The organism is Culturomica sp. (genome assembly GCF_003524185.1).
GTDB classification, from domain to species: Bacteria; Bacteroidota; Bacteroidia; order Bacteroidales; family Marinifilaceae; genus Culturomica; species Culturomica massiliensis.
In genome coordinates this window covers 36,923-47,187 of the sequence record NZ_DOED01000025.1, presented here as the reverse complement: position 1 = coordinate 47,187, position 10,265 = coordinate 36,923, and the positions used below count along the sequence as shown (strand labels likewise).

The following is a 10,265-nucleotide window of genomic DNA, read 5'->3' as shown; positions in this document are numbered from 1 at the left end:
TTACGATTTACGATTTTTGATTTGCGATTGGGGTGAATGCTGATTTGTAGGGGGTAGAATCCGGTGTGAATCGAGGATTGTGTATCAGGGGGATTTGGGGTGTAATTTTGTGCGTTTGGCTGACCGGTTTAAATAATAATTATCGACAAATCAAATTTCGGTCTGAAATTTGCTGGTAAAGCCGGTGTTTTGTATGTGATTGATTTTTGACTTAATTGAATGATATGAAAATAATACTGTCAATATTCTTTTGGGGAATCGTATCTACGGTTGTATGGGCTCAGGACAGAACGGTTGATTATTCAGCTTCATTGTCGGGCTTTGTCTCTACAAAAGATAATTTGCCATTCTGGGCTGTTTCTAACCGTTACGGCCTGATGCCGGACGGACGGGGAGGATTGCTCGAGGTCGGGGTATTTTCTGACTTTACGGACAAGCATAAAATCAATTTCGCCTATGGCGTCTCGGGAGCGGGGTTTCTGTCTGATTTCGACAATAATATTCTGTTGGATCAATTGTATATCAGCGGACGCTGGCGTAATTTGCGGCTTGATTTGGGGATGATTCACCGGGACACCGAATATGAGGGTATTTCTTCTACGAACGGGGATATGATATGGTCGAATAATTCGCGGACATTGCCGGGGTATAATCTGCGTTCTGATTATATCGCTATTCCCTGGACGAATAAGGTGCTTTCTTTTAAATTCAATTGGGCCGACTATATGATGATTGACGACCGTTATGTAGAAGATACACGTTTGCATAATAAATCGGTTTTCTTAAAGATAAAGCCGGCACGCCGCTGGGAGATTATAGTCGGGTTGGAGCATTGGGTACAGTGGGGCGGTACATCACCGACTTTGGGAAAACAGCCTTCTTCCTTTAAGGATTATCTGCGTATCGTATGTGGTAAGGAGGGAGGGGAAGGCGCTTCGACTAGCGATGTTATTAATGCACTGGGAAATCATCTGGGGCGAGAGCATTTGCGAATCAATTATCTGGCCGATAATTATACGCTTACTTTTTATCATGATATACCGTTCGAAGATGCTTCCGGTACTGATTTCCGCTCATTCCCCGACGGAACGTACAGTTTTTATTACGGAGCTCACAACAAGAATCAATGGGTGAGTGATGTGATTTATGAGTTTTACTACACTAAATATCAATCCGGGCGTTACCACGACCGTCCGATAAATCCCGACCGTCCGGAAGATGGGAAAAAGGTATTGGGTGGCAATGACAATTATTTCAATAACGGAGAGTACAGGAGTGGTTGGACGTATTACGGGCGAACCATAGGAACTCCGCTTATGACACCGTTGGCTCCCAATGTGCATGGCATAACGATGGGAATTTATAATAACCGGATTATCGGACATCATCTCGGATTAAAAGGATATGCTTTTCAGCGTATTCCTTATAAAGCGATGCTGACTTATACTTTAAATTACGGGACGTACGGAAAGCCGTTACCTGATCTTCCCGTAAAGCAATTTTCTTTCGGGTTGGAGGCCGGTATTCCCGATCTCCGGCATATTCCTTTTCATATTGATTTAGGTGTTTATGGGGATTTCGGGCGTCTGCTTACCGATAATTTCGGTGTAACGGTAAAGCTTACCCGTAAAGCAGTACTTTGGTCGAAGAAATAGTGTTTTATTGTAAAAAAATTTGATGTTTATTTTTCATTCCGTCTTTACGGAGGTTTTCTATTTTAAATTAACATTTTTATCAGGTTCCCTATCCTGGATCTATCTGCGAAATCTCCGATCCGGGATTCAATCCTGGATCGTAATTAAAAATTAATCTGTGGGTCTGACAAAATTTAAGATTCTCCTTGTTGTTTTTCCGTAATTTTATCCGTCAGGACGAATTCCAGTGTTCCTCCTTGTGTGATTTCATCGTGAGTAATCCAGGTTCGGTTCAACTCTTTACCATTGAGCAGGACTTTCTGAACGTAAATGTAATTGTCGTTTTCTTTGTTGGCTGTAACGACAAATTTTTTCTCCGGTCCTACGCGTAAGGTTACTTTGTTAAATAAAGGAGTCCCCAGCTGATATTTGCCTTCTACGGGATTGACAGGATAGAAACCCATGGCGGAAAAAACATACCAGGCGGACATTTGACCGCAATCTTCGTTACCGCACAGTCCGGCGGGTGTGTTGGTATATAATTCGGTCATAATTTTGTTTACATAGTATTGTGTCTTATGCGGTTGTCCGACATAGTTGAAAAGATAGGCTACATGGTGTGAGGGCTCGTTACCCTGGGCATATTGTCCGATCATACCGCTGATATCGGGAGAAGCATTGCTGCCTTCCAGTTGACTTGGGATCGTAAAGAGACTGTCCAGTTTGGTTGCAAAGGTTTCTTTTCCTCCGTGTAAAGAGATCAGCCCTTCAATATCGTGGGGGACAAACCAGGAATATTGCCAGGCATTTCCTTCGGTGTATTCGTCATCCCGGTGATTTGAATAGAGTGGAGAGAACGGTGATTTCCAAGCTCCGGAACTTGATTTTCCCCGCATAAAACCGGTGTTTTTATCGAAAAGGTTGGTATAATTCCGGGATTCTTTCAAGAAGAAGAGGTAATCCTCTTCCTTGTTCAAAGCTTTGGCCATTTGAGCAATGCACCAATCGTCGTATGCATATTCGAGTGTTTTGGAAACGGATTCATTTTCTTTGTCATAAGGTATATAGCCGTATTGACGCAATTCTGCCAGTCCTGCCTTACCCGATAAGACTGTCGCTTTCATGGCTTCGTAGGCTTTATCTACATCATAATTGTCAATGCCTTTCAGATAGGCTTCGACGATGACCGGAATGGAGTGATTACCGATCATACAGTTTGTTTCGTTTCCGACCAGTTCCCAGACGGGCAATAAGCCGGATGCGTCGTAATGTTTGAGCATCGAATTTATCATATCGTTTACCCGTTTTTTTTGAGTGAGGGTAAATAACGGATGGGCTGCCCGGAAAGTATCCCAAAAGGAGAATACCGTATATTGTTTGTGTTTTTGTACGCTGTGGATTTCTTTATCCGGTCCTTTGAAATTGCCGTTTACGTCGGAAAACAGGTTCGGGGCCAGATAGGCATGATAGAGGGCTGTATAGAAAACCTGTATGTTGTTTTCATTGTTTCCTTCTACTTTTATACGGGATAGGATTTTACGCCAGGCCTGTTTGCCATCCCGTTTTACTTTATCAAAACTCCAGTGTGGAAGTTCTTTTTTCAAATTGGCGTCAGCTCCGTCAATGTTGGCGGAAGACAGGCTGATTTTGGCCAGTATTTTATCGGTTTTGCAGCCGAAGTCGATCCACGCATAACAGGAATCAGTAACGATTTTCTGTCCGTTTTGCAAAGGTTTTAACGTATTTTTACCTGCGAGGACCTCTACGTCTTGAGAGAATTCTATGGTGAAGTATACTCGTTGGTCGGCAGCCCATCCTGTGGATTTACGATAACCTTGTAATGTCCTGTTATTGATCTTTTTCAGGCTGGCTTCTGTCGTTTTATCCCAATTCCGGGAAGTTGTCAGGTCCAGGGTCAGGCCGTGGACCGAGTTGGCCGGGTATTGGTAATAGTGAAAACCGCAACGGGGGGTGACAGCTAATTCTGTAATGATTCCGTTGTCAAATTTTACGCGGTAATATCCGGGTTCGGCTTGTTCGTTATCGTGTGAAAAACGGGCATATCCGGATCGGATGTAGTCGGCTGCATTCCGGTTTGTGTCCGGTTTTGTAATTACGGGCAAAAAACGAATATCCTGCAAGTCGCCGATTCCGGTTCCGCTGAGGTGGGTGTGTGAAAATGAACTGATGATACTGTCACTGTAATGATAACCGGAACACCAGTCCCAGCCGCTTCTCGGATTATCAGGGCTGAGTTGTATTGCTCCGAAGGGAACAGTCGCGCCGGGAAAGCAATGTCCATGTTCGGCCGTACCGATAAAAGGGTTTACGTATTCGGTGATTTTGGGTTCTTTTTCTTTATTGCTGCAACTACCCAATGGTAAGATAAATACGAACGAAAGTAGAAAGAATATATTTTTCATGGCGAGGACAATTGCGGATGGATGAGAAACGATAAAAAAGAAAAATGTCCGGAACATCAGAGCCGTAGTTGCTACGGAGCTGAGGAACCGGACATGAGGATGGGAATTACATCTTCAATTCATTCCAGACAAGAGCAGCAGCTCCGTAGATAGCTGCATTTTTATCCAGTTGTGAAGGCAGTAATTTTACTTTGTTAGCAAAAATTTTCAGTACATTCATTTCCATATGGTCTTTGGTGGGTTCGAAAAGCAGGGGACCTGCCTTTGCCAAACCGCCGAATAAGAAGATGGCTTCCGGACTGGTAATAGCTACCATGTTTGCCAATGCTTCTCCCAGCATTTTACCGGTATATTTGAATGTATTGATGGCAATCATATCTCCTTTTTGAGCTGCTTCCGATACCATTTTGGCCGTCATTTCGTTGAAAGGAACCAAACGCAAATCGCTCGGATAGTTGTATTTGGCCATCATTTTGTAAGCAGTTCTTTTTACTCCCGTGGCAGAAACATAGGTTTCCAGGCAACCGTTACGACCGCAGCCGCACTGACGTCCGTTCGGAGATACGATAATGTGTCCCAGTTCACCGGCAAATCCATCGCTTCCATATATCAACTGGCCGTTGGCAACGAAACCACTGCCCAGACCGGTACCTAATGTTACCATGATGAAATCTTTCATGCCTTTAGCTCCTCCGTATATCATTTCTCCGATAGCTGCAGCGTTGGCATCGTTTGTCAGGAATATCGGTAACTGCGGATAGAATTCTTTCATCATATCGCACAACGGAATAACATCGTGCCATCTCAGGTTGGGTGCAAATTCAATAGAACCTTTGTAATAGTTGCCGTTAGGAGCTCCTATACCGATGCCGATCATTTCGATTTCTTCCCGTAACGGATCCAATACTTTTTCAATTTCGAGGTATAGTTCCTTCAGGTAGTCGTTTATATCTTCATGCTTTTGGGTTTCAATATTCCCGTCTGCGATATAGTTTCCTTCTCTGTCAATGAAACCAAAAGTGGTGTTCGTTCCGCCAATGTCAATTCCTAATGCTACTTGCCTTTTCATGTCGTGTTTATATTAATTAATGTTGTTGGTTGTTTACGGTAACGTTTTCAGCCTTCGCTGCCGTTTGACGACGTAAATATAGAAAAAAAATGAGAGATCAGAAGCGATCTCTCATTTTTTACTAACTACTAACCTAAACATACAAACTTATGAAAAAAACGTCTTCTTATTGGCCGTTTTTGATATTACAAATATAGAATGAAAAATTGAACAAAATGGTTAATGGAAAGTTAAAAATTTTAGTTTGTTTTGAGGTGTTGTGTATAAATTTCTTAAAACTTTTATAGAAAAGAAAATATAAGTCGTCCGGATTTTTAAATCGGAGGGGATAATGGTTGGCCCAAGGAGGAAATTTACATGTGGAGATAGAATTCCCGGGTAAGCCGGATGTATTCTTCTGTATAGTTGTGACGGCTGATTTCCAGCGTCAGGGTTGTCGTTTCGGGGATACACGGATATTCGACAAATTCCATCAATAATCTTTTTATTTTTTTATCCGGATTGGGGTAGATTTGTGTCTGCCGTTTGAGACAAAGATCGGTTTCCCGGGTTTTACCGATAAAGGAAAATGCTTCATCGGCAGGGAGGATGACACTGAATTTCCCGGTTGGAGATAATAAGCGGAGAACGGCTTCAATCAAAGCATTATGTGTGAAATTTTCACAATGGCGTGCCATATTCCGGGCGGTGTCAGGGGCAGGTGTCGATTGTATAAAAAAGGGCGGGTTACAGACGATATGATCGTATCGTTTGTCCGGATGATAACAGAATATGGAGTCGGGATAAACCTTTATTCTTTCCGGCCATGGGCTTTGGGCAATGTTTTCTGTTGCTTGTCTGTATGCAGCGGGGTTGATTTCTACGGCATCTATTGCCGCTCCTGGATTTCTTTGGGCGGCCATGAGGGCAATCAATCCGGTTCCGGTTCCGATGTCCAATATGGTGTTTGCTTCAGATAAATCGGCCCAGGCACCCAATAAGACGCCATCAGTTCCTACTTTCATGGCTGTTTGATCCTGATAGATCGTAAATTGCTTGAATTGGAAGTAATTGTTCATGGATTTGTGGAAGCTGACAAGGCTATTTATAAAAGTATTGTTTTGAACAGCAAACTTTTTGGATTGAAATTATGTGATCCTGTTTTTGGGTTGTAGCTTTAAAATCAGCAGTTGAAACTAACCTGTTAAAACAATACCGCTAAAGGTAATAAATTTTATTTCCCTTTAGCGGTACAGTCGTAGCGGTATGCGATTTTAATTTTCCTCTTTTTCTTCTTTTTCCTCTTCGAAATTCAGCATATTTTTTTCTGCGAGCAGATTGTACCATTGAATGACTTTTTTCATATCGGATACATATACTCTGTCTTTGTCGTATTCCGGCAGGATTTCATTGAAATAAGCGATGATTTTTTCTGTCGGTTCTTTGTGGGAGAGGGTTTTGGCACCGTTCTCCTTTTCATTGATGCGTTTTAATACGGTTTTTAAAGGCATGTCTTCATCTTCCGTATATATGGATATATCTTCCAGGGATATGATTTTTGAGTTGGAATAAGCCGGAAAGCGTTTGCCGTCGATAAGTGATTCCACTATAATTGCATTCGGGGTATTGTTGATCAGTTTAAATAATCCCGGTTTTCCTGATATAGATAAAATTTCTTTTAACATGTGTCGTGTAAATTTTAGTCGTTTGTTAAAATGAAGTGCAAAAGTAATAAGAATTTTTGATAAATCAGTTTATCCCTCTTTGCTTTTTAATCTTTTCATAAGCCGTATTGATGAGGGTAAATTTTTCTTCCGCAGCTTTTCGAATGTCTTCTCCCAAATGTCCTACTTTGTCCGGATGATTTTCCATGGCCATTTTACGATAAGCTTTTTTCACTTCTTCATCGGTTGCAGCAGAGGTGATTCCCAGTGTTTGATAGGCTGAGTTCAGATCGTCGTAGAACATGGCCTTTACTGAATTGAAATTGGTGTTATCGATACCCAATTGGAAAGCTATATTTTCAATCAACCGGATTTCTTCAGGGCAGATGCTACCGTCAGATTGGGCTACTCCAAACAGGTAATAGAGTAATTGAATGCGCGAAGACAGGTCCATATTGAACCGGATTTGCTGGCATACTTCTGCTAATGGAATTTCTTTGGTACGAAGTTCCTTGATCATGAGCAGGGCTTCGCGGGCCGCTTCTTCTCCGAAATTGGTACGGAGAAAATTTTTGACATAATCCAGTTCCGAACGGGTCATTTTGCCGTCGGCTTTCATAATTGCCGTAAGCAGTACGGTGAGACTGAACATGAAGTCACCCCGGCCTGTCCGGTTCCCGGAACCCGGAGCCGATGCAACTTTTACATCGACATTATCGAAGACCGAACCCATAAAAAGTCCGAAAAGTGCTCCTAACGGTCCTCCCATAACAAAGCCTAATCCGGCACCGATCCATTTTCCGTATTTTGCCATTTTATTGTTTTTGATTTAATTGTTCTATAATATCTTTAATTTGCTGATTTAAATCCAGCCCCCGGTCCGTATAGATCGTAAAGTCGGATTTTTGGCATTTTATATCGTCAGCCATTTGGTTTTCTATTCTTTTTATGACCTGTTCAGGACATACCTTATCCCGGTCGACAACCCGTTGTATCCGGGTTTGCCGGGAAGCATATACCGAGATAATCCGGTCGAAATTTTTTTCCAATCCGGCTTCAAATAGTATAGCCGATTCGAAAAAGACCAAATTCCCGGATTGCAGCAAGCTCCATTGGCGGAAATCTTCCAGAACAACCGGGTGTACGATTGCATTGACTTTCTGTAAGGCTGTTTTATCATTGAAAATGATTTCGGCCAATTTCTTTTTGTCCAGGTTATTGTCATCGGAATAAAGGGTTGTTCCGAATAATCCGGTAAGGGCCGAACGTATTTCCCTATTCTTATTTATCAGTTCGGAAGCCTGACGGTCTGAAATGTACACGGGATAACCTTCCTGCTCCAGAATATGGGCAACTGTCGTTTTACCGGAACCGATTCCACCTGTCAGGCCTATTTTTATCATAGCAGAGCATTACTTTTGTTCCAAAATATATTCTACCTTTTGAGGGGAGAATGCCAGGTTCTTAATGAAGGAGGGGCTTTGGGTAACTTGTATGGGTAAAAAATTAGATTTGCCCACGTCTTTATAATTAATGATAAAATTGAAATCTTTATCGGATACCCGGTCATACATGCTTAATCCGACGTCATACGTGACATCGACGGAAGCGGGGAAAAGCCGGATTGTAAGGGAGTCCGGTAGTCCGATGACTTTGATCGGAACACTTTTTTGTGCTTCTGTGAAACGCTCCAATTGCAGCGTGACCCGTACATCCTGGATGCTGTTTGTTATGCCGGGTATTTGGGCAAGCTGTATATCCTTAGATATGTCTTTTTTGATTTCTCCAATATTCCAGTGTTCGGTAGGTATGTATTTTAGAGTATCAACGATTATTGCCGGCCCTGTAATGAGAATGCTGTCCGGTGTCACATTGATTTTATTTTTTAAGATGTATTGTTTTTTCAGTTTATAATCTACGATGGGGTGTACCGGAACTTTCCGGGAAACGGCATATGAAAATTTAAAATCGATTTCCTGCGGTTTGATGTCTAATAATTTGATGTCGGAATTTAACTGGTTGCTGATTTTGTCTTTGATGTTTTTTAACTGGAGGGTGTATTCGAGAATGTTGTTTTTCTCCAGCAGATGATTGCTGTAACCATTGACATCCAATGTGATAGGCAGAAAAGACGTACTGATCCGGTATCTGAGTAAAGAGAACCCCGTAGCTTTGATTTCCAGACTTATACTTTTAGGTAGAGTGGAGACGAGGTATTTTCCTTTGGGAAAATCAGTGTATTTTACGGGATAGGTGATTTCGCTCGTATATTCTTTATTGAGTGCATTTAAAAACCACAGGATGGCGGCAATAACTACGCACATCATGTAGCTCAATATATGCCGGTCGATGTGAATATGATGCTTTTGCAAATAGGCAAATAAATTATTCTTCATAGACATACGGACGAAAATAGTAAGTTTAAAATTGTAGATTTACGATTTTAAATTATTGATTAAATGAATCCGACGATGAATCCCTTTGTCAAGCAATTTACAATTTATATGTTCGTTCTAATTGTAGATTTTAGATTGACCCTAAATATTTAATTCTTACCCCAAAAATCGTGTATTAAAAATAAACTGAGGGGTAATTTTGAATTAAAAAATGAAAATCGGGTATTATTTGGAAAAGAGGGCACTCTGATGGGGTACCCTCTTTTGTTTATTTATTTAGCGGGAGCTGCATCAGTCATGTCTTTGATAACAGCTGCTTTGTCGATTTTTAAGCGAACGCCGCCTTCAACTTCCATAATAATTGCGAATTCCTGAATTTCTGCAACTTTTCCGTAGATACCGCCGGTAGTAACGATTTTATCTCCTTTTTGAAGAGACTCTCTGAATTTTTTCAACTCTTTTTGTCTTTTCATTTGAGGTCTGATCATAAAAAGCCAGAAAACAACAATAATCAGGATCAGAGGTAAAAAGCTCATCAAACCACCACCCTGGGTTTGGGTTTGTAATACGATCATAAAAAATGTGTTCATAATTTTAGTGTTTATTTTATAAATGTATTTTCCCGGTTTTATTTATATGTTTTGTACATAAGGATTTACCGCTTTAATTTTTTATATCGGCGGTGAATTTCAATGTAATCACCTTTTCCGGAATATTTGCAAATATACGGATTTCTTTGTATTGTTTACCGTATCTGCCGGAAGAGTTAAAAGCAATTTCTATTTTTCCTTCTTTTCCGGGGGCTACCGGTTCTTTGGTGTAATCGGCAGTGGTGCAGCCACAGCCGGTTTCTATGTTGCGGATTATGAGGTTTTCTGAGCCTGTATTTTTAAAATTGAATGTATGCATTACGGTTTCTCCGGCCGTTATTTTCCCGAAGTTGAATGTCGGTTGTGTGAATTCGATGCGGGTATCGGCTGTAGGGGCTGTTGTTTGTTTTGTTTGGGTATGGCATGCTTGCAGGCAGATGAATAAAAGTAGTCCTGTTTTTACTTTTCGGACTGCCCGGCAGTTCCATATAGTGAGCGGTTTCATTTTTT

The 10,265-nt window shown here is 41.4% G+C and carries 10 protein-coding genes; 1 reads left to right on the top strand and 9 read right to left on the bottom strand.

Features of this window, described 5'->3' with window-relative positions; all coding sequences use genetic code 11:
* Nucleotides 1–224: 224 nt before the first annotated feature.
* On the top strand, nucleotides 225–1,655 hold the full coding sequence (locus DD657_RS09055; protein ID WP_021986663.1) for a capsule assembly Wzi family protein: 1,431 nt from the start codon (nucleotides 225–227) through the stop codon (nucleotides 1,653–1,655).
* A 173-nt stretch (nucleotides 1,656–1,828) separates the two neighbouring features.
* Here the strand turns inward: DD657_RS09055 and DD657_RS09050 are convergent, their stop codons facing one another.
* The 9 genes from DD657_RS09050 to DD657_RS09010 form a co-directional block, all read right to left on the bottom strand.
* Nucleotides 1,829–4,057, bottom strand: coding sequence for a GH92 family glycosyl hydrolase (locus DD657_RS09050; protein ID WP_287049632.1), 2,229 nt, complete (start codon nucleotides 4,055–4,057; stop codon nucleotides 1,829–1,831).
* A 106-nt stretch (nucleotides 4,058–4,163) separates the two neighbouring features.
* Entirely contained in the window at nucleotides 4,164–5,126 is a 963-nt protein-coding gene (locus DD657_RS09045) for an ROK family protein (RefSeq protein ID WP_021986665.1), read from the bottom strand.
* Between the two features lie 353 nt (nucleotides 5,127–5,479).
* Nucleotides 5,480–6,184, bottom strand: coding sequence for a tRNA1(Val) (adenine(37)-N6)-methyltransferase (locus DD657_RS09040; protein ID WP_287049631.1), 705 nt, complete (start codon nucleotides 6,182–6,184; stop codon nucleotides 5,480–5,482).
* Nucleotides 6,185–6,379: 195 nt separating this feature from the next.
* The gene (locus DD657_RS09035) at nucleotides 6,380–6,790 is read right to left on the bottom strand and encodes a DUF5606 family protein (protein WP_021986667.1); all 411 of its coding nucleotides are present in this window, start codon (nucleotides 6,788–6,790) and stop codon (nucleotides 6,380–6,382) included.
* A 64-nt stretch (nucleotides 6,791–6,854) separates the two neighbouring features.
* Nucleotides 6,855–7,583 (bottom strand): TerB family tellurite resistance protein, encoded by a 729-nt coding sequence (locus DD657_RS09030; RefSeq protein WP_021986668.1) that lies wholly within the window; start codon nucleotides 7,581–7,583, stop codon nucleotides 6,855–6,857.
* 1 nt (nucleotide 7,584) lies between these two features.
* Entirely contained in the window at nucleotides 7,585–8,172 is a 588-nt protein-coding gene (coaE, locus tag DD657_RS09025; RefSeq protein ID WP_021986669.1) for a dephospho-CoA kinase, read from the bottom strand.
* Between the two features lie 9 nt (nucleotides 8,173–8,181).
* A complete protein-coding gene (locus tag DD657_RS09020) occupies nucleotides 8,182–9,165 on the bottom strand; it encodes a CdaR family protein (protein ID WP_118773773.1) in 984 nt (327 codons plus the stop codon).
* A 272-nt stretch (nucleotides 9,166–9,437) separates the two neighbouring features.
* The gene (gene yajC / locus DD657_RS09015; RefSeq protein ID WP_021986671.1) at nucleotides 9,438–9,755 is read right to left on the bottom strand and encodes a preprotein translocase subunit YajC; all 318 of its coding nucleotides are present in this window, start codon (nucleotides 9,753–9,755) and stop codon (nucleotides 9,438–9,440) included.
* Nucleotides 9,756–9,828: 73 nt separating this feature from the next.
* Entirely contained in the window at nucleotides 9,829–10,260 is a 432-nt protein-coding gene (locus DD657_RS09010) for a DUF1573 domain-containing protein (protein ID WP_021986672.1), read from the bottom strand.
* Nucleotides 10,261–10,265: the final 5 nt, after the last annotated feature.

Excerpts from the sequence above, each read along its gene's own strand:
- DD657_RS09055 (WP_021986663.1), top strand. The coding sequence starts at position 225 with ATGAAAATAATACTGTCAATATTCTTTTGGGGAATCGTATCTACGGTT.
- DD657_RS09050 (WP_287049632.1), bottom strand. The coding sequence starts at position 4,057 with ATGAAAAATATATTCTTTCTACTTTCGTTCGTATTTATCTTACCATTG.
- DD657_RS09045 (WP_021986665.1), bottom strand. The coding sequence starts at position 5,126 with ATGAAAAGGCAAGTAGCATTAGGAATTGACATTGGCGGAACGAACACC.
- DD657_RS09040 (WP_287049631.1), bottom strand. The coding sequence starts at position 6,184 with ATGAACAATTACTTCCAATTCAAGCAATTTACGATCTATCAGGATCAA.
- DD657_RS09035 (WP_021986667.1), bottom strand. The coding sequence starts at position 6,790 with ATGTTAAAAGAAATTTTATCTATATCAGGAAAACCGGGATTATTTAAA.
- DD657_RS09030 (WP_021986668.1), bottom strand. The coding sequence starts at position 7,583 with ATGGCAAAATACGGAAAATGGATCGGTGCCGGATTAGGCTTTGTTATG.
- coaE (WP_021986669.1), bottom strand. The coding sequence starts at position 8,172 with ATGATAAAAATAGGCCTGACAGGTGGAATCGGTTCCGGTAAAACGACA.
- DD657_RS09020 (WP_118773773.1), bottom strand. The coding sequence starts at position 9,165 with ATGAAGAATAATTTATTTGCCTATTTGCAAAAGCATCATATTCACATC.
- yajC (WP_021986671.1), bottom strand. The coding sequence starts at position 9,755 with ATGAACACATTTTTTATGATCGTATTACAAACCCAAACCCAGGGTGGT.
- DD657_RS09010 (WP_021986672.1), bottom strand. The coding sequence starts at position 10,260 with ATGAAACCGCTCACTATATGGAACTGCCGGGCAGTCCGAAAAGTAAAA.